General features: G+C 68.7%; 18 protein-coding genes. 8 read left to right on the top strand and 10 right to left on the bottom strand.

Annotation, left to right across the window (positions count from 1 at the left end; genetic code table 11):
* Positions 1 to 7: 7 nt before the first annotated feature.
* Both EZ313_RS02720 and EZ313_RS02715 read right to left on the bottom strand, forming a co-directional pair.
* On the bottom strand, positions 8 to 598 hold the full coding sequence (locus EZ313_RS02720) for a c-type cytochrome (RefSeq protein WP_135261679.1): 591 nt from the start codon (positions 596 to 598) through the stop codon (positions 8 to 10).
* Positions 595 to 897 (bottom strand): hypothetical protein, encoded by a 303-nt coding sequence (locus tag EZ313_RS02715; RefSeq protein WP_135261678.1) that lies wholly within the window; start codon positions 895 to 897, stop codon positions 595 to 597. The genes EZ313_RS02720 and EZ313_RS02715 overlap by 4 nt, the downstream gene beginning before the upstream one ends.
* A 132-nt stretch (positions 898 to 1,029) precedes the next feature.
* Between EZ313_RS02715 and EZ313_RS02710 the strand changes: the two genes are divergently transcribed.
* Positions 1,030 to 1,326 carry a hypothetical protein gene (locus EZ313_RS02710; protein ID WP_135261677.1) on the top strand — a complete coding sequence of 99 codons (297 nt, stop codon included), beginning with the start codon at positions 1,030 to 1,032 and terminating at the stop codon, positions 1,324 to 1,326.
* On the opposite strand, the gene EZ313_RS02705 is transcribed toward EZ313_RS02710, so the two are convergent.
* On the bottom strand, positions 1,323 to 1,901 hold the full coding sequence (locus EZ313_RS02705) for a hemerythrin domain-containing protein (RefSeq protein ID WP_240788511.1): 579 nt from the start codon (positions 1,899 to 1,901) through the stop codon (positions 1,323 to 1,325). The genes EZ313_RS02710 and EZ313_RS02705 overlap by 4 nt on opposite strands.
* 176 nt (positions 1,902 to 2,077) lie before the next feature.
* Between EZ313_RS02705 and EZ313_RS23160 the strand changes: the two genes are divergently transcribed.
* Positions 2,078 to 2,578: a glycine zipper domain-containing protein gene (locus EZ313_RS23160; protein WP_167772481.1), complete on the top strand. Its 501-nt coding sequence runs from the start codon at positions 2,078 to 2,080 to the stop codon at positions 2,576 to 2,578.
* Between the two features lie 82 nt (positions 2,579 to 2,660).
* Here the strand turns inward: EZ313_RS23160 and EZ313_RS02690 are convergent, their stop codons facing one another.
* The 3 genes from EZ313_RS02690 to EZ313_RS02680 form a co-directional block, all read right to left on the bottom strand.
* On the bottom strand, positions 2,661 to 3,143 hold the full coding sequence (locus EZ313_RS02690; protein ID WP_135261675.1) for a hemerythrin domain-containing protein: 483 nt from the start codon (positions 3,141 to 3,143) through the stop codon (positions 2,661 to 2,663).
* A 29-nt stretch (positions 3,144 to 3,172) separates the two neighbouring features.
* Positions 3,173 to 5,602 carry a catalase gene (locus EZ313_RS02685; RefSeq protein ID WP_135261674.1) on the bottom strand — a complete coding sequence of 810 codons (2,430 nt, stop codon included), beginning with the start codon at positions 5,600 to 5,602 and terminating at the stop codon, positions 3,173 to 3,175.
* A gap of 352 nt (positions 5,603 to 5,954) precedes the next feature.
* On the bottom strand, positions 5,955 to 7,259 hold the full coding sequence (locus EZ313_RS02680) for an SBBP repeat-containing protein (protein ID WP_167772480.1): 1,305 nt from the start codon (positions 7,257 to 7,259) through the stop codon (positions 5,955 to 5,957).
* A 448-nt stretch (positions 7,260 to 7,707) separates the two neighbouring features.
* Between EZ313_RS02680 and opgC the strand changes: the two genes are divergently transcribed.
* Positions 7,708 to 8,838, top strand: a complete 1,131-nt coding sequence (gene opgC, locus EZ313_RS02675; RefSeq protein ID WP_135261672.1) for an OpgC domain-containing protein — start codon at positions 7,708 to 7,710, stop codon at positions 8,836 to 8,838.
* Here opgC and EZ313_RS02670 read toward each other — a convergent pair.
* Entirely contained in the window at positions 8,819 to 9,547 is a 729-nt protein-coding gene (locus EZ313_RS02670; protein WP_135261671.1) for an SGNH/GDSL hydrolase family protein, read from the bottom strand. The genes opgC and EZ313_RS02670 overlap by 20 nt on opposite strands.
* 92 nt (positions 9,548 to 9,639) lie before the next feature.
* Here EZ313_RS02670 and EZ313_RS02665 point away from each other — a divergent pair, with 92 nt between their 5' ends.
* The gene (locus EZ313_RS02665) at positions 9,640 to 10,476 is read left to right on the top strand and encodes an NYN domain-containing protein (RefSeq protein WP_135261670.1); all 837 of its coding nucleotides are present in this window, start codon (positions 9,640 to 9,642) and stop codon (positions 10,474 to 10,476) included.
* 32 nt (positions 10,477 to 10,508) lie between these two features.
* On the opposite strand, the gene EZ313_RS02660 is transcribed toward EZ313_RS02665, so the two are convergent.
* Positions 10,509 to 11,861, bottom strand: coding sequence for a DUF445 domain-containing protein (locus tag EZ313_RS02660; RefSeq protein ID WP_167772479.1), 1,353 nt, complete (start codon positions 11,859 to 11,861; stop codon positions 10,509 to 10,511).
* A 130-nt stretch (positions 11,862 to 11,991) separates the two neighbouring features.
* Positions 11,992 to 12,528: a hypothetical protein gene (locus tag EZ313_RS23155; protein ID WP_167772478.1), complete on the bottom strand. Its 537-nt coding sequence runs from the start codon at positions 12,526 to 12,528 to the stop codon at positions 11,992 to 11,994.
* A gap of 264 nt (positions 12,529 to 12,792) precedes the next feature.
* On the opposite strand from EZ313_RS23155, the gene EZ313_RS02655 reads away from it, so the two are divergent.
* From EZ313_RS02655 to EZ313_RS02645, 3 genes are all read left to right on the top strand, one after another.
* Positions 12,793 to 14,724 (top strand): PhoX family protein, encoded by a 1,932-nt coding sequence (locus EZ313_RS02655; protein WP_135261668.1) that lies wholly within the window; start codon positions 12,793 to 12,795, stop codon positions 14,722 to 14,724.
* Positions 14,725 to 14,803: 79 nt separating this feature from the next.
* A complete protein-coding gene (locus tag EZ313_RS02650) occupies positions 14,804 to 15,895 on the top strand; it encodes an adenosine deaminase family protein (protein ID WP_135261667.1) in 1,092 nt (363 codons plus the stop codon).
* Positions 15,896 to 15,932: 37 nt separating this feature from the next.
* Positions 15,933 to 16,916 carry a Bug family tripartite tricarboxylate transporter substrate binding protein gene (locus tag EZ313_RS02645; RefSeq protein WP_135261666.1) on the top strand — a complete coding sequence of 328 codons (984 nt, stop codon included), beginning with the start codon at positions 15,933 to 15,935 and terminating at the stop codon, positions 16,914 to 16,916.
* A gap of 54 nt (positions 16,917 to 16,970) precedes the next feature.
* Here the strand turns inward: EZ313_RS02645 and EZ313_RS02640 are convergent, their stop codons facing one another.
* Positions 16,971 to 17,471, bottom strand: a complete 501-nt coding sequence (locus tag EZ313_RS02640; protein WP_135261665.1) for a cupin domain-containing protein — start codon at positions 17,469 to 17,471, stop codon at positions 16,971 to 16,973.
* Between the two features lie 336 nt (positions 17,472 to 17,807).
* Between EZ313_RS02640 and EZ313_RS02635 the strand changes: the two genes are divergently transcribed.
* On the top strand, positions 17,808 to 18,632 hold the full coding sequence (locus EZ313_RS02635; RefSeq protein WP_167772477.1) for a hydroxypyruvate isomerase family protein: 825 nt from the start codon (positions 17,808 to 17,810) through the stop codon (positions 18,630 to 18,632).
* Positions 18,633 to 18,637: the final 5 nt, after the last annotated feature.

Genomic DNA, 18,637 nt, shown 5'->3' with positions numbered 1-18,637 from the left:
CCCGCGGTCAGCGCAGCGAAGCGAAGTGCGCGGCGAGCGACTCGATCTCCTCGTTGCCGAGGTCGGCCAGGAGCGGATCCTTCGAGGCGGTTCCGTGCGGCCGCGTGCCGCTGCGCATCATCTGCAACGCCCAGGCGGTGTAGCGCGCCTTCTGACCGGCGAGCCGTGCCGCGCCGGCGTTCGTCCCCTGCAACGCCGGACCGTGGCAGCCGGCACATCGCAAGCGATCGGCCAATGCGCGTCCGGCCTCGTTGCCGGACGACTGCGCGGCGGGAGGGGGCACCAGCGCCGCATAGTGTTCGGCGAGGTCGTTGACATCCTTCTCGCTCAACTCCGCGGCGAGGTTCACCATCAGCGGGGCCGTGCGTTTGCGCTCGCGGAATGCCCGCCACTGCGAAATGAAGTACGCCTTCGGCTGCCCTTCGAGCAGCGGCACCGTGGAGTGGATCGTTTCGGTGGACGAGTGGCAGGATGCGCAGCGCGCCGCGGCGAGCCGTGCCCCGGCTGCCGCGGCGGCGGCCGCCGTGCCGTGCGCGACCAGCAGGCAGCCCGACAGCGCAGCGGCTGCAGCCGCGTGCCGGGCACGACCGGCGATCACGTCGGGACCTCCCAGTCGAGAAGCTCCGCCAGGCGTTTCACGACCCACTCGGCCTCGAAGGGACGCACCTGGGCGCCGGCCTCGGACAGTCCCAGCTGCATCGTCCGCAGCAGCTCGCCCTCGGGTCTGCCGGTCCTGGACCGCATGTCGCAGGCGTGTTCGGTCAGAAGCTGCGCCAAATCTTCGCAGAGCTCGTAGCGCTCGCGCACGATCGAGACAGGCTCCGTCAGACGGCCGGAGGGGGATGTGAACAGCGCCGTGAACGAAGGCGGCACGTAGATCTGGTTGGCATCGTCCATTGCTTCGAGGATAGCGCGCGCTCTCGAATCAGCCCCCTGCCCCGACCGGGGGCGGCGGGCACCGCGAAAAGTTCTTACACATCGAGTCCGATCCTTTGCTGCGCCGCAGCATAATGTGCAAAGGGGATCACTATGGTTGATGAGGTTGGACCTCCCGGGAGGCTGTACTTCACTGTCGTCGACGAGTCGGGCAAGGAGTTGCCCGCGGTCGAGTACTGGGCGGGCAGCCCCGACGAAGACGAACCAGCCTTCCAGGTCATCCCGTTGCGCAGGTTCGTCAAGCTGCTGGGCATCGGCGAATCCCTGGAGGAGATCGGAAACGGAGTCTTCAGCGGCATCCGGTCCGGACGCCGCTTCGTCCGTGTTCAGCTGCCGAGCTCGCTGCTGCGCCGCGCGGAGGAAAGGGCGGCGTTCTCGCGTCGCGCCTAGTCCTTGGCCGGTGTCCGGCGCCGCGCCTTCTGGACCTCGCGAGAGATCGACGAAGCCACGGAGGACCATTCATCCGATGTGAGCAGTTGCGCCGTGTACGAGCGCAAGGCCGTGTCTTCCCGGTCCAGCTGCCCCAGCATCAGTTCGCGGTGTTGGTTCAAGAGCGATGCGACCTCGCCCGCTTCGCCACCACCGCCCTGCTCGATCTTGTCGAGCAGCTCGAGCACCTGGGCCAGGAGTTGCTCGCACAGCTGGCTCTCATGGTCGAGCACATCGAGAAGCTGATCGGCCTCCGCCGACCGGCCACGCACGGAGCCCAGAAGGACCACGCCTTTGGGCCGGTGCGTCCCGACCTCGAAGTCCTGGAAGGCCCGGATCCTGTGCCGGAGCAGGTTCAACTGCGGACCGCCGTGCTTCCACGCGTCGCCGCCGCTGAGCACCCGGTCGATCGCAGCCAGCAACTGGCGCAATTGAACGTGCTCAGCTTCGAGAATCCGCCAGGCTGATCCGGCCGCCAGCACATCGACTCCTTGGACAAAACGGCTTGGACCATTGTGCTCCTGCGCGGCATTCACGTGGGGCGGGAAGAACCGCAAGGTAGCGCTGGGGCTCCGCGATCCGGCCCCCGCTGTGTCTGCATCGGATGACGCCGCCGTCGGCATGCCTCACTGCCCGTTTTGCGTCGGCTCCTAGCCAGCTTGCACGCCGCATTGCCTACCGTGGCGGTTTCCGCAATTCAATGGAGATCGACATGGACAAGGACAATCCCGACACCAAGAAGAAGGCCGCCGGCACGGGTGCAGGCGCAGTGGCAGGCGCAGCCGTCGGTGGCGTGGCCGCCGGCGCCACGACCGGCGCTCTCGCGGGCGGTGTGACCGGTCCGGTAGGTGCTGCGATAGGCGCCGCGGTCGGTGCCGCCGCGGGCGCGCTCATGGGCAAGAAGGCGGCGGACCCCGTCGCCGAGGACAAGTACTGGCGCGAGAACCATGCGAACCGTCCGTACGCCCGCAAGGACGTGGGCTTCGACCACTACCAACCCGCGTACCGCGCCGGCGTGGAGTCGTACAACCGCAACCCGGACCGTTCGTTCGACGACGTCGAACCCGAGCTCGGGCGCGACTGGGGCCGTGCCCGCGGCAATTCTTCGCTGGAATGGGAGCATGCCCGCCCGGCGGCGCGCGATGCATGGGAGCGGGTGAGCAACGCCACCGAGCGCGCCATTCCCGGCGACTCGGACAAGGACGGGCGTTGATCCCGACTTCATGACATAGGCGGCGGGATCCGCGCGCAGAGCGATGTGCTCTGCGCGCGGACCTCAGTGATTCAGGCGTAGCTCAAGCGGCCATCTCCGCCTGCAGCGCTTCCTGCCTCTGCCGCAGCTGACGCGCGACTTCCTCCAGGTTCAGTCCTTGCGCGGACCTGGCCTTCGGGAAGAGTTCGTCGCGCTCTTCCTTGACGTGGTGCTCGATCGCCCAATTGAGCTCGGCCACCAGCGCATCCATCGCGGCGTCCGCTTCCTCCATGCCGCGCAGCCGCGCGATCATGTCCTTGGCTTGCCGGTGTTCATCGCGCGCTTCCTCCAGGATGTCGGAGGCGTCGGGCACGGCCCGCTGCAGCGCCGGGTAGAAGATCTCTTCCTCGATCTGCGCGTGCACGGTGAGTTCGTCGCAGATCTTGCTGGCGATCGCATGGCGGGCATCGGCTCCCGGCGCGCTGGGCAGCATGGCAAGGCGGGCGTACTCCACGAACAGGTGCTTCACGGCAAGGTGGTCGGCATCGAGGAGCTCGCAGGCGTCCTGGTCGGCGGGGCTGGGCATTCTGGGTCCTCTGTAAAAAGGCAGGTTCTTCACAGCAGCGGCGGGTCCATCTCGCGACCGAAGTGACGGTGACGGGACATCGCAGCCATGAAGTGCTGCAAGGCCGAGTCGACGCCGGACGAGTCGGCGAACACCAGCCCCGTGGTGCCCAGCGAATGGCTCTTGGCCATGCTGACCGGCAAGCCCGCCCTCATCATCAGCGCGCTCGACGCGCCGATCGTCAGGATGGTCTTGCAGTGCCGGAACTGGTCCTTGATGAATTCCAGCGTGTGGCCGTCCTGCGCCAGGGCCGCCACGCCCTCGGCGCCGTCGGGCAGCACCAGCGCGTCGAACAGGAAGCCGGGCTCGTTCTCGAGCGAACAGTCGGCGTCCAGGACGTCGCCGTCGGCGGTGGGCATGCGGCCGATGCGGGTGCCCACCAGCCGCGCCACGGCGCCCTGGCGAACCAGCGCCCCCTGCGCGGCGGCGATGGAACTGCCCTCCACGCCGGGCGCCACCAGGATGGCCACCTTGCGGCCCTTGAGCGATCCGTCACCGGGACGGGCCAGCAGCGACAGCGCGGGCGACTTCAACACCTCGGGCTGCACCGGGTTGGGCAATGCGGGCGGCAGCGGACCGGGCAGCGGGTCGATGCCCAGCCCCGTGCCTACTTTCCTGGCAAGCTTTTCCGATGCGTTGCGCAGCGAGGCCACCATGCGCTCGCGGATGGCGGGCACCGTCACCTTCGACAGCTCGAAGCGGAAGGCGTTGGCGATGTGGTCCTGCTCGACCGGACTCTGGCTCTCGAAGAACAGCCGCGCCTGGGTGTAGTGGTCGGCGAATTTCTCGGGCTTGGCGCGCACCTTTCCCTGCTCCTCGTCGGCGAGGATGCGCGCCGGCACCGAGACGAAGCCCTGCGCGGCGCCGGCCTGGAAGGGGCAACCTCCGGCCAGCGAGTTGGGCTCGTAGTTCACCCGCCCGCGGTGGATGGCCTGGCGGTGCAGGCCGTCGCGCTGGTTGTTGTGCACCGGGGCGATCGGCGCGTTGATCGGGATCTCGTGGAAGTTGGGACCGCCCAGCCGCGAGATCTGCGTGTCCACGTACGAGTGGATGCGCCCGGCCAGCAAGGGGTCGTTGGAGAAATCGATGCCGGGAACCACGTGCGCGGCGCAGAAGGCCACCTGCTCCGTCTCGGCGAAGAAGTTGTCCGGGTTGCGATTGAGCACCATCCGGCCCACGGGGCGCAGCGGCACCAGCTCTTCCGGGATGATCTTGGTGGCGTCCAGGATGTCAAAGCTGAACTGCTCGGCCTGCTCCTCGGTGAAGACCTGCAGGCCCAGTTCGTACTCCGGGTAGGCGCCGGCTTCGATGCGCTCCCAGAGGTCGCGGCGGTGGTAGTCGGGGTCGGCGCCCGAGATCTTCACCGCCTCGTCCCACACCAGCGAATGGGTGCCCGCGATGGGCGTCCAGTGGAACTTCACGAAGACCGACTCGCCTTGCGCATTGACCATCCGGAAGGTGTGCACGCCGAAGCCCTGCATCGTGGCGAAGCTGCGCGGGATGGCGCGGTCGCTCATCACCCACATCAGCATGTGGGTGGACTCGGGCATCAGGGAGACCAAATCCCAGAAGGTGTCGTGCGCGCTGGCCGCCTGCGGCATCTGGTGGTGGGCTTCGGGCTTGACCGCGTGCACCAGGTCCGGGAACTTCATCGCGTCCTGGATGAAGAACACCGGGATGTTGTTGCCCACCAGGTCCCAGTTGCCTTCGTCGGTGTAGAACTTCACCGCGAAGCCGCGCACGTCGCGCGCCGTGTCCTTCGAGCCGCGCTCGCCTTGCACGGTGGAGAAACGCACGAAGACGGGCGTCACCTTGCCCTTCTCCTGGAACGGGGCGGCGCGGGTGATGTCGGTCAGCGCGTCGTAGCACTCGAAGAAGCCGTGCGCGCCGGAGCCCCGCGCGTGCACGATGCGCTCGGGAATGCGCTCGTGGTCGAAGTGCGTGATCTTCTCGCGCAGGATGAAGTCTTCCAGCAGCGCGGGACCGCGCACGCCGTACTTCAGCGAGTTCTGGTTGTCGCCGACCGCCACGCCCTGGTTGGTGGTGAGCATCTGGCCCGACGAATCGACCCGCACCCGGTCCAGCGGCGCGATGGTGGCGTTCACGCCTTCGGGCGCCTGGGTGCCGGCCTTGTCGTTGCTGTTCGCCTCCGAGAGCGTGCTGCCGGTGGGCAGTCGCGATGCCGGTTCGGCGGTGGCGCCGGCCTGCGGAGCCACGCCGTTGGCAAACCCGTGCTCGGCGGGTTTCGTGGGGTTGTGCGGCATGGCCGCCGCCAGTGCCTCCACCTCGGCCATCTTGCGCGAGGGCGCGTCGCCGGCGGCGCCGCTCACGCGGCTGGGTCCGCTGTCGGTGTTGCGGGCGGAGGATTTGGCGGCGGGCCGCTTGGGTGGCTTGGGAGGTGTCTGGGTGGACTTGGGCATGGGAGGCGGGTGTTCCTGCGGCGCGGAAGTGGCCGGGCGACACGGTAAGTGCCGGGCTGGCACAGCCGCTGTAGGAAAACAGGCCGAGCCCGATGTGACGCGGCTGTTCTAACTTTCGGGACAAAGCTCACTGGCGCGCGAGTCAAAATACGCCGGCCCGTCCAGGCAGCGCTCGTTCACAGGCCGCGGCAGGACCTCGACAGCCTCCCATGCTCACGATCCGCCAGTTCCGCCGGCTGCATGTCGTGGGCATGGTGCTGAACGGCGCCCAGCTGTTCGCGATCTGCGCCGGCCTTCCGATCGTCCTCTGAGCGGCCCCAGGCACGCTGGCCCCGCGATTCGATTCAGTCAGTCATGGCTGCGGCGTGAACCTCACGAGCGCCGTATCGAAACCACCGGCGAACGTGGTGCTGCCATTTGGGGTGATCACGGTCGCATTTGGATCGGCCACAGCGCCCGCCGGGTCGGCGAGGGCGCCGCCGGCAGCGGCGACATCGCCCCTGACGGCCGAGACCCTTCTCGACGCTTCGAGAAGTGAATAAGGCGGTCCAGCGCTCGTCGTGGCCGCAAGCACCACCGTTCCGTCCGCCTGGAGGCCCACGCCGTGGCCGCTTTCGAATTCCGTTCCTCCCCACGTCGCGGCGCTGATGCCCCGCCCACGGGTGTCGACGCTGAACACGAACGCGCCCTCGGTGCGGTCTCCCTGGCTCACCTGACCGGCGACGTAGACGGATCCATTCGCCCCAACCGCGACGCCGAGGGCCTCGCTGCCCTCCCGGCCGCCCCACTCGCCATCGAACACCAGCGCGCCGTTGTTCGCCGCGAGCTTGACCACCAGTGCAGCGATCCCCACGATGCCGCCTTTTTCAGCCTGCACGGCGCCCGCGATGATGGGGCTTCCGTCGGAGGCGACCGTCATTCCGCCGCGCGGATCCGCCTGCACGCCGGCTGAATACGTGACGTCCCAGAGGAGTGCGCCGGCGCTCGTCATCTTCAGCACCAGCATGTCGAAGTTGCCGCCGAACGGGTCACGCGACTTGCTTCCTGCCGCGTACACGTTGCCGTCCGGTGCGACGCCCACGGCGAAACCGGAAGCTCCGTCATAGATCTTCTGCCAGACGAGCGTTCCGGCCGCGCTGAACTTCAGGACGAAGACGCCGGCGGAACTTGGGCCGAAGCTGGTCGTCGTCCCTGCGACGTAAACCGAACCCTCCGAATCCGTCGCGACGCCGTTGGCCTCCTCGGCCGAGCTGCCTCCCCACGTCCTCTGCCACAGGAGCGTGCCGTCCGTGGCGAACTTCAACAGGACGGCATCGTTGCCGTTGGTGGACGTCAGGCCGGACACATACACCGCATCCTGCCCGGGACTGAGCGCCACCGCAGGTCCGCCCAGTCCGGTCAGCCCGCCATGGAACGTGGTCCCGGTCCAGAGCCGCTGCCACGCGAGCGATCCGTCGGCAGCAAACTTGACGAGCGAGATGGCCGCGCGGTTCTGGTTGAACTCATCGACCGTGAAGCTGTCGGACAGGCCGACGACGTACGAGCTGCCGTCGCCGGCAACGGCCACGCCGTGGGCGATGTCGGACCCCGTGCCGCCCCACGTTGTCGTCGAGCGGAGCACCTGGCCGATGGCGGCTCCGGAGAGCAGCGCGAGCACCAGGATTGCAGAACTTGCTAGCCGCAGCATCGGGATGAGGGACCGACTTGCGTCACGAGCCACACATGCAAGAGTCATGGGATTGCCTCCTTGGCAGATACCCGGCGAGAAAGGCTGCCTTGCCAGGCAGGTTCGCCGGATTCGATCGCCCGCCGGGGCGTCGCATGTCGCGTGCCCGGCTGCGGACCCACTTCACGCGCAAGGAGCCAGGCCGTTTCCCGGCCCATGGGCTGCCGCTCGCCCCGTCCTGCGTGGGTGGGCTCGGGTGATCTCCCCCACTCGACTGGGTCGTGTGCCCAACGGATAGGGGCCGTGCGACGTTCTTGCGGCACAGCCACGTCCTACAACGGCCGGCCTGCAGCGGCCCCACCATCCGGCGCATGGCCGCGAACCGTCCTCGCTCCCACGTTGCACCCCTGCGCACCCGCGCGAAAGGCTCGCATCAGTGATGGCCGCCGCGCGGCGACGCTGGGAGATCGACCTGCTGCGCGGGCTGATGCTCGTGCTGATGACGGTCACGCACCTGCCGACGCGCCTGACGGATCCGCTGGGGCAGCCCTTCGGCTACGTGTCGGCGGCCGAAGGCTTCGTGCTGCTGTCCGGGTACATGGCGGGGCTGGTCTACGGGCGGCTCGCATTCGACAAAGGCATCGCGGCCACGCGCCGCGCGTTCCGGCGCCGCGCCCTGGTCGTCTACGCCTGTCATGCAGCGATGCTGGTCTTCCTGTTCACGGTCATCGCCGTCATCGGCATCCGCGTGGACGAGCCCGCGGTCAAGAACCTGATGAGCTTCTACCTGCAGCATCCGGTGCAGGCGCTCGCCGGCGGGCTGCTGCTGATCTACCAGCCGCCGCTGCTGGACATCCTGCCGATGTACGTGCTGTTCATGCTGGCGAGCCCGTCGGCGTTCTGGCTCGGGCTGCGATATGGCTGGCACTGGGTGCTGGCCGGCAGCGCGACGCTGTGGCTGCTGGCGCAGTTCGGCCTGGCCGAATGGTTGTACGACCTGGCCACGATCGTTACGAAACTGCCCGTGCCTTATGAGGAAACGGGCGCCTTCAACGGCTTCGCGTGGCAGTTGCTGTGGGTGGTGGGGCTGTGGCTGGGCGCGTCTCGCCACATGGACGACCCGCCTTCGCTGCGCTTTCCGCCCGCGGTCGTCGCCATCGCGGTCATCCTCGCGGTGATCGGCTTCGCGTGGCGCCATTCGGTGGGCCAGGCGCCGTTCGAGGCGGACGCGCAAATGAACCTCTGGTTCGACAAGTGGCGCCTGGGGCCGCTGCGCCTTCTCAATCTCGCCGCCCTGCTGGTGGTCACGCTTCGCTTCGGCCCGCGCCTCGCGCGCGCCCTGCCCCGCTTGCGGCCGCTGGAGCAGATGGGTTCAGCGTCCCTCGCGGTGTTCTGCGCACACCTGGTCGTCGTGCTGCTCGTGTTGAGCCTCTTCGGCTCCGTGATGACGCGGCCCTGGCATGTGGACCTGCCGCTGCTGGCCGTCGCGCTGACGACGCTCTGGGCCGCCGGGCGGCTGACGCTGTGGTGGGAGCAGCGGCCCGCGACCGTCACCGCGCCGGCGGGGTGACGCCCGTCGAAGGCGCGTCGGAGGGCGACTGGGCCGCGAGGATGTGGGTGGTGATGAGCCGCTTCCACAGCGCGTAGCCCGAGGCGTTCATGTGCAGGCGGTCGGGGCCGTACAGGTCCGTGCGGGGCCGGCCGGAGCCGTCGAGCATGGCCGTGAACACGTCGATGAAGCTGGCGTTGGGCAAGGCCTGGATGTAGTCGGCGACGAGCGTGTTCACCTCGCGCGCCTTGTCCAGCAGAGGCTCGCGCAGCGGACTGGGCTTGACCGAGATGTAGCTGATGCGTGCATCCGGCAGTTCCGAGCGGACGATGCGCACGAACTCCTGGAAGCTCTCCAGCACCTGCCGCGGCGTGCGGCCCTCGGCCAGGTCGTTGTCGCCTGCGTACACGATCACGTGGCGCGGCCGGTACTGCACCACCAGCTGCCGCGCCAGCTGGCTGCAATCGGCCATCGTGGAGCCGCCGAAGCCGCGGTTGATCACCGTCACCTGCCGGAAGTCGTCGGGCATGCGTGGCCACAGGCGGATGGACGAGCTGCCGACGAACAGCACGCCGCCGGCCTCCGGCCGCTGTGCGCGGTCGGCACGCTCGAAAGCCGCGAGGCTGTCGCCCCAGCGGGCGACGACGGCGGGCTGCGCGCCGCCCGCGAATGTGGGAACGGCCAGGGCGGCGAGCCAGAGGAGCGGGAGAAGGCGGAGCTTGTGCGGCATACGACGCTTGAATGATGCGGGAAGCGGCGCCCGAGTTCCACGGCTGGTGGAGACCGGAGCGCTGGGTACGATCCGGGACAGGAGCCGTCACCATGTTCAAGATCGACGCGGCAGACAGCCGCACCGTCGCCCTCTACTGGGATTTCGAAAACATCCACGCAGGGCTCTGCGAGGAGAGGGAACCAGGTTCATACGCCCGGGGCGACTTCCGCTTCAAGCCGCAGGAGCCGCTGGTGAACGTGCAGGCGGTCGTCGACCTTGCTGCATCCTTCGGCCCGATCGCGATCAACCGGGCGTACTGCAACTGGCAGTTCTTCGGGCGGTATCGCGATGCGCTCCTGCAGAACGCGGTCGAGCTGGTGCAGCTGTTCCCTCCGGGCGGCGCAGCCAAGAACGGCGCCGACATCAAGCTGTGCCTGGACGCCACCGAGGACATCGGAAGATTCGGCCACATCGGCACCGTCATCATCGTCGGCGGCGACAGCGACTTCATGCCCGTGTCGCAAAAGATCAAGGCCGCCGGCCGGACGCTGATCGGAGTGGGCACCCGCAGGGCCACGAACCGCCACTGGGCCAAGAGCTGCCACGAATTCCGCTACTACGAGAACCTGCTGGAAGTGAGGGAAGAGGCGACGTCCCTCGCAAGCGCAGTTCTGCCGGCATCGCCGAGCGCACCGGCCGCGAGCGAGGCGCCGGCCCTCCCCGTCGCACCCACTGACTTGCTTCGGCGAGCCCTACGGCTGCTCGCCGAGAAGCGCGGCGACGTCTGGGTCAACACCGCGGACATCTGGCCGATGGTGAAACGGCTGGACCCCACGTTCGAGCTTGCCGAGCACGGGTTCACGACCTTCTCCGGCATGTTGAAGGCGCTCGACACCATGATCGAGGTCCGCAAGGGCGAAAACGACCAGCAGGTGCGACTGCGCTGAAAGGCGAGAGGCGGGCCAGTCGCTGCGAAGCGCTAGCCCACGAGCCACCGGTCTGCGGCGCGCTCGGCGACGAACAGCAGCACGCCGATCACGAAGCCCATCGCGGTGCCGTTGAAGCGGATCTTCTGCAGGCGCGCTCCGAGCACCAGCTCCACCTGCCGTGACATCTCGCGCGCGTCCCATGCATGCACCGTGTCGCGGATGTGGCGGGTGAGGAACTGCGCGAACTCCGGCGCCGACGTGCGGGCGGCCGCTTCGAGCTGCGCGTTGAGCGTGCGACGCAGCTCCGGGTCCGACGCGAGCCGCCGGCCGAGCCAGCCTGCCGAGGCGACCAGGTTGCGGTGGAGCACCGAATCGCGGCTCTCGATGTCGTTGCGGATCCACTCCGACAGCCTCGCCCAGAGTCCGCCGGCGTAGCGCGCCAGGTGCTCGTCGTTCAGGAGGTACTGCTTGATCTCCTCGCCCTTGAGCCGCATCACGGGATCCGTCTGCAGCCGGGAGACCAGGTGCCCGACCTGCCGATCGAAACCGGCCCGCAAGGGGTGCCCACGGTCGGCCTGCACCTCCTGCAGGAAGGAGCCCAGGTTGCCGGCGATGATCTCGCTGCCCTTGGCGCCGATCCACTCGGTCGGCAGGACCAGCTGCTTGAACCTGTGCTCGGTGCGAAGCCAATGGACGATCTTTCCGGCGATGGCATCTCGCGTCTCGCGCTGGTTGCACGCATCGAGGATCTTCACGATCAGCTGGTCCAGCAGCTCCTGGTGGCGTCCGTCCGCCGTGAGCGACTCCAGCACCTGGCCGGCCGAGCGCGACAGGTCCACCTGGCCCATCAGGCTGCGCGTGGCGTCCTTGAGGAGATCCTGGACCCGATCCTCCTCGATCACGTGCAGGAAGCCCGTGACCGACTTGAGCAGGAAGCCGGCCAGGCGACGAGTGTTCGCCTCCTGGGTGAGCCAACCCGCGACCGCCGCACCGAGGTCGTGCCTGCGGATCAATTCCGCCAGCGAGCCCGCGTCCAGGAACTTGTCGTGCACGAAGCGCGCCAGCTCGTCGCCGATGGAGTCCTTCTGCCGCGCGATCACGTCGCTCTCGCTGACCAGCCAGATGCGGCGAAACAGGGCCGAGACGGCGATCCAGTCGGCAATGGCGCCCACCATCGCCGCCCCGAAGCCGGAGCGCAGCAGGATCGCCCCCGTGGCCTGAGGCGCTGCGAAGGTTGCGAGGAAGCACGCCGCCACGGCAACCAGCCACAGGACCGCCCGCCGCTTGGCATCCGCGAGCTGCTCTTCGTGCCCCTTCAGTCCGTGTGCGGGGTAGAAATGGAACGCGCAGCCTGCCCCCAGAACTGCGACCAAGCCTCCGGCGACGATCGGCAACACCGACATGGAGCCCCTCTCCTCATCTTGGGGAGATTCTGGCTCACTCGCGCATCGCCAAGCGGGCCTGCGCACGCGCGCAACCTCTGCGGACAGCACTTGCTGCGCGCAGCGCCTGGCGCCGGCGAACCCGTCACGCTCACGGCGCCACGAGCTCCTGTGCAGCCACAGGCCGCGGCGCGGGCGCGGCAGCGCGCTGGATGCGGTGCCGCATGAATGGACAGCGCAGTTTCGGGTTCCGCGCGGATGCGCGCAGCGCCGCACACCCTCCGGCATCTCGCCGCTCGCGATCACTCGCATTCCAGGTCTTCCATCCCCAGCCGACGCCGACGACGATGCATGCCGGCAGGAAGGCGCCGCCCGAGAGGACAGACACCGCGGCGCACGCGTTTCCGGCCGCACTACCGTGCCAGCCCGCTGCGGCCAACGCATAGGCGCGAGGACGCTCTGTCTCCGGCAGGCTCTCGGCATGCTGGAAGGTCGCTGCCTTGAACGCAGCGCCGAGGACGGGCAGCATCGGGTTCAGCGGAGCGCCGGCGGCGATGCCCACGACCGACGACACGCCGTCGGCGACGGCCCCTGCACGGGCTTGCGCCTTCGCCTCTTGCGCCTGGGCCGCACCGAGCGCGGCAGACAGGACCGCGGCCACGATCACTTTGCGGTACTCCGCAAACATGGTCATCCAGCTCCCTTCGAGGTGAAGTAGAGCAGCCCGAACGCGGCGCAGCGCGGACGCTGGTCAGCGCGGAGAGACCGGCCGTCGCGCTCCTGTGTTCGGATGTCAAGGGTAAGCGCCCGCTCCTCGCAAGCCCGCCAATCCACAGTCGACCTTCCTTGTAGTCTTCCGTACGCATTCGGTCGATGCGCCCCCGGAAAAGCGAGCACCCCGAACGCCGCGAGCCTCTGACATTCTTCAGCGTCGCAAGAGGAGAAGAGTGCAATGGCCAAGTCCTACGAGGAGATGGAGGACAGCAATCCGTCCTCGCAGCCCCACATCCGCGAGCTGCGCGACCCTGCGCGGCGCATCGTGCTCAAGGCATCCGCGGGCGTGGCGGCCGCGACCCTGTTCGCCCCCTGGCTCGCCGGCTGCGCCAGCACCCCGGCGGCGCGCCTGAAACCCGCCTTCGCTGCGATCCCCGTTGGCACCGGCGACCGCCTGGCGGTTCCCAACGGGTACATCGCGTCGGCGCTGGCGCCCTGGGGCGAGCCGGTGGGCCTGCCCGGCAACCTGCCGGCCTGGCGTCCCGACGCCGGCAACACTGCGGATGAGCAGGCTGCGCAGATGGGCATGCACCACGACGGCATCCACTACTTTCCGCTGGACGGCTCGCGCCGCGGCCTCCTCGTGATGAACCACGAGTACGTGGATGACGGCCTGCTGCACACGGATGGACTGAAGACCTGGACGGCGGAGAAGGTTCGCAAGTCGCAGGCCGCGCACGGGATCGCGGTCATCGAGGTCGAGCAAACGGCAGGCGGCGAGTGGCGCATGGTGCGGCCGTCGCGATTCGCGCGCCGGATCACCGCGAACACGCCCTTCAGCATCGGCGGCCCGGCAGCCGGGCATCCGCTGATGCGCACGGCGGCGGACCCGCAGGGCCGCACCGTGCTGGGCACGTTCAACAACTGCGCTGCCGGCATGACACCGTGGGGCACGTACCTGAGCGGCGAGGAGAACTTTCGCAATTACTTCGCCGCCGGCGAGAAGCTCGACGCCCACCAGCGGCGCTGGGGCCTGACGCGCACGGCGTCCTTCCGCTGGCCCGAGCACGACGCCCGCTTCGACGCCGTGCAGAACCCGAACGAGCCCAACCGGTTCGGCTGGGTGGTCGAGGTCGATCCCATGGACCCGGCTTCCACGCCGGTGAAGCGCACCGCGCTCGGCCGCGCAGCGCACGAGGGCGCGTGGGTGGCGGTGACGCGCGACGGCCGCGCGGTGGTGTACAGCGGAGAGGACGCGCGCAATGAATACATCTACAAGTTCGTCAGCCGCGATCGCATCCGTCCGGCCGGCAACGGACTGACCGCCGCGCAGGCCAACCGCGAGCTGCTGGACCACGGCACTCTCTACGTCGCACGCTTCGATGCGGAGGGCGTCGGCCAGTGGATTGCGCTGGTGCACGGCCAGGGTCCGCTGACCGCCGGCAGCGGTTTCGCCGACCAGGGCGAGGTCGTCATCAAGTCCCGGCAGGCGAGCGACGCGCTGGGCGCGACGAAGATGGACCGGCCCGAGTGGCTGGCCATCGATCCCATGAGCGGCACGGTCTACTGCACGCTCACCAACAATGCCGATCGCGGCGCGGCCGGCTTGCCGGGGCCGGACCCCGCCAATCCCCGGGCCAACAACACGCATGGCCACATCATCCGCTGGCGCGAGGGCGGCGACGGTGGCGGCGACTTCGACGCGACCCGGTTCCGCTGGGACCACCTCGTGCTCGCGGGCGACCCGGCCCAGGCCCGGTCGGAGGCCAAGGGCAACATCCGCGGCGACCTGTTCGCCTGCCCCGACGGCATCACTTTCGACGCGCGCGGCGTGCTGTGGGTGCAGACGGACGCGCATGCGACCCAGATGTACAAGGGCGAGTTCGCCAACATCGGCAACAACCAGATGCTGGCCTGCGACCTGGCCACCGGCGAGATGCGGCGCTTCCTCACCGGACCGACCAACTGCGAGGTGACCGGCATGACCATGACACCGGACGGCCGCACGATGTTCATCAACATCCAGCATCCCGGCGAGACGCCCAGCGACCGCAGCGACCCGGCCGACCCGGCCCGCTTCTCGAACTGGCCGGACTACCGGCCAGGGGGAAGGCCGCGGTCGGCCACCGTGGTGATCCGAAGGGCGGACGGCGGCGTCATCGGGACCTGAAGCGCGTCGCCGGCGGACGTTTCGCGAATCCCCTGTGCGCCCCCTCGCCGCGCGCGCCCGAGAGAAGAGTTCCACCGTGATGACAGACCCATTCGTTCCCGCGGCCGACGCCGCCGCCCAGGGCCCCGCCCTGCACGCCTTCTGCCGGGCGCTGCCCAAGGTGGAACTGCACTGCCACTTGCTGGGCGCGATCCGCCAGGCGACCTTCCATGAACTCGCGCAGCGCGAGGGCGGCATCGCGCCCGAGCAGATCGATGGGCTGTTCGCCCACGGCGAGAAGCGCCAGGGGGCGATCCCGGGCCTGCGGGCGCTGGAGAGGCATGTCCTGCGCCGCCCCGACGACCTCTACCGGCTCACCCGTGAATACCTGGAGGACGCGCGCGCGCACAACGTCCTCTACAGCGAGTTCTTCTGGAACCCCACGGGCGTCGTCAGGCACTCGGGCTTGTCGTACCGAGTGTTGCAGGACGCGATCGTGCAGGCCGCGAACGACGCCGAGCGCGACCTCGGCATCGTCGGTCGCCTCGTGCCCGCCATCGACCGCGAGGCGCCGCCGGCCGAGGCCGATGAGATGGTCGCGTGGATGGTGGCCGCGCGCCGCGACGAGGTGCCCGGCATCGGCATCGACTATCGCGAGGCGCTGGGCGCACCCGAACTCTTCGCGTCGGCCTATGCGGCCGCGCGCCGCGCCGGACTTCGCACGACGGCACATGCCGGCGAATACGGGATGCCATGGACGAATGTGCAGACGGCCCTCGACACGCTGGGCGTGGACCGAATCGACCACGGCTACACGGTGGTCGACCGGCCCGAGCTCGTGCAGCGGTGCCTGGAGCGCGGGATCGTGTTCACCATCGTGCCGGCCAATTCCTACTACCTGCGCACGCTGGCACCCGAGCGCTGGGCGCTGGACCACCCGATCCGCCGCATGCTTTCGCTGGGCCTGAAGGTCCACCCCAACAGCGACGACCCGACCTTGCACAACATCTCGCCCACGCAGGCCTGGAGCATGATGGTCGAACAGTTCGGCTGCAGCATCGAAGACCTGCGCGGCCTCATGCACAACGGCCTGGACGGCGCCTGGATCGACGCCGCACGGCGCGAGCGCTGGCGTGCCGACTGGAGCGCGCGCTTCGATGCGCTGGTGCAGCAGCATTTCCCGACCGCCTGAGAGAGTCCCCTCCACTCGCCGCTTCCCTGGAGTCCCCATGTCCCGGATCCTTCGTCGCTCCATCGTCCTGGGGGCGCTCGGGCTGATCGCCGCAGCGTCCGCCCTCGCGCAACCCGCCTGGCCCGCGGCCAGGCCCATCACGCTGATCGTGCCCTTCACGGCCGGTGGCGGCACCGACGGCATCGCGCGCCTCTTCGCGCAGAAGCTGGGCCAGCAGATCGGCCAGTCCGTCGTCGTCGACAACGTGGGCGGCGGTGGCGGCACCATCGGCACGCAGAAGGCCGCACAGGCCGCGCCCGACGGCTACACCATCCTGATGGCGGTGGACAGCCCCGCGGCCATCGCGCAGTACGTCAATCCGCAGGCCGTGAAGTACGACACCCAGCGCGACTTCGCGCCGGTGGGCATGCTCTCGACGCTGCCGCTGGTCATCATGGGCCGCCCGGGCCTGGCCGCCTCCTCGTTCCAGGACGTCATCGCGCTCGCGAAAGCCAATCCCGGGAAGCTCACCTATGCCACCTCGGGCATCGGCACCGTCCTGCACCTCGCGATGGAGCGCTTCCAGCAGCAGGCCGGCTTCCGCCTGGTGCATGTGCCTTACCGCGGCGGCGCACAGGCGATCACGGACCTGATCGGCAACCAGGTGGACCTGGCCATCCTGCCCACGGGTTCCGCGGTCCCGCTGGTCGGCAGCAAGAAGGTCAAGGGCCTCGCCGTCACGGACGCGCGCCGTCTGCCGGCGCTGCCGGAGGTGCCGTCGATCACGGAGTTGCCGGGCTTCAAGGACCTCGCGATGACCGCGTGGATCGGCATCTTCGCGCCCGCGGGCACGCCGGCGCCGGTGATCGAGCGGCTCAACACCGAGATGAACAGAGTGCTGCAGATGCCCGACGTGCGCGCCAGGTTCGCCGAACAGGCCATCATCCCGGGGGGAGGCAGTGCCGCGGACTTCGGCTCCTTCGTGAAGAGCGAGCAGAGCCGCTACGAGCGCATCGTGCGCACGGCCAATATCCGTGAGTAAGCTGCAGCTGCTTCAATCGAGAGGATTGCCGGGCGTTGCGCGTTCCGACCCAGGCTATTTCCTGGCCGCCATCTTCTGCGGGTCGTCCTCGGGGTTGACGTACGTTAAGCCGAACGGACCCGTCCCCTGGACCTGCAGCTCCGCCCCCTCCTTGACGATCCAGTAGTGGGAGGTCTTGGCGGGCAGGTAGTGGAAGGCACCGGCCTTCAGTGCGTGCGTCTTCTTGGCATCAGCCTTGTCGCCCATGCCCACCGACGGCGTCCCGGAGATCACCGTGACCGTGTAGCTCGACGGATGCGTATGCGGCGGGACCTTGAAGTTCGCCGGCATCTTCAGCCGGAAGATGAACGGGCCCTCCTTGCCGGGATCGCCGTGGAGGACGGCGATCTTGGCGCCTTTGGGAATCGCCGGCGGGGCATCGCCCCATTTGAACTGGTTGGGTGTCATCACCTTGGCCTCGCCGTCCGGGGCCGGAGCCGCCGCGAATGCGCCCGCTGAAACGGCGCACAAGGCCGCCGCGAGCATGATCGGTGGACTCGGGATGAGGTGCTTCATCTTGCACTCCTTGTTCAACGCGGCTCGGTTCAGGCCGGTGGACGCCGCGCAAACCCGCTGGCCGCCGGCTGCCGCCGGCGCGATCTCGTCGCTCAATCGGCGGCGAGCATACGCCCCGACCACAGCGTTGTCATGCCGGCGGTGCGAAAGCAGCACCGGCGCGGAACAGGACAGGATGGCCCGTCCATGGCGTCATCCGGCAGGCCTCGGCCACCAGTGTTTCTGCGGCTGAGTCTCTCCGGTGCACTTCATGCGGGAAACTCAAGGCGCGGTTCAAAATCCGGTTTGCCTTTCACCGGGGCTGTCCGAAGGATGGTTCGACAGGAGCTGCAAGCGATGCTGAGATTCGACCCCAACCTGCGCTGGCTGTTCACCGAACTGCCGATGCTCGACCGCTACCAGGCAGCGGCCGAGGCGGGGTTCCAGGGCGTGGAAGTGGCCTTTCCGTACGAGTACCCCGCCAGGGAAGTCGCCGCCCGTCTCGAGGCGAATGGCCTGCAACTGGTGCAGATCCTCTCTCCTTTCGACTGGGACGGCGGTGAGCGGGGCATGGCGGCGCTGCCGGGTCGCGAGGAAGCTTTCAAGGACAGCATCCGGACGGCCGTCGATTACGCGGTGCAGGTCGGCAAGCCCATGATCCACGTGATGCCGGGCAACATGCGGCCGGGGCTCGACCGGGTCGAGTGCATGCAGCGGTTCATGGAGAACATCGCCTGGGCCGCCGACCACGCAGGACCGGCGGGGCTCACGCTCATCCTCGAGCCGTGCTGCCGCGCCCGCTTCCCCGATTTCCTGTACCACCGCCTGGACGAAGGCGTGAAGGTGCTCGAGACGATCCGGCGCGAGAACGTGAAGCTGTGCTTCGACACTTTCCACATCCAGATGGAAGAGGGCGCGATCACCGACCGCCTCCGCGCAGCCTGGCCGCACATCGGCCACATCCAGATCGGCAACGTCCCGGGGCGGCATGAACCCGGGACGGGCGAGATCCACTTCCCGTTCCTGTTCGCGCAGATCGAGTCCCTCGGCTGGGACCGTTGGGTGGGCTGCGAATACACGCCTTCGGGGCCGACGCTCGACACACTGGGCTGGGGCGCCCCCTATGGCATTCGCGATCCGCGCAAGGGCGCGTCCAGAACGTCGAAGCGAGCCGCATGCTGAGCGCA

This window comes from Ramlibacter henchirensis (assembly GCF_004682015.1).
In the GTDB taxonomy this organism is placed as follows: domain Bacteria; phylum Pseudomonadota; class Gammaproteobacteria; order Burkholderiales; family Burkholderiaceae_C; genus Ramlibacter; species Ramlibacter henchirensis.
Note: the sequence above shows the minus strand (reverse complement) of the source record. Positions and strands in the feature narration are given on the sequence as shown.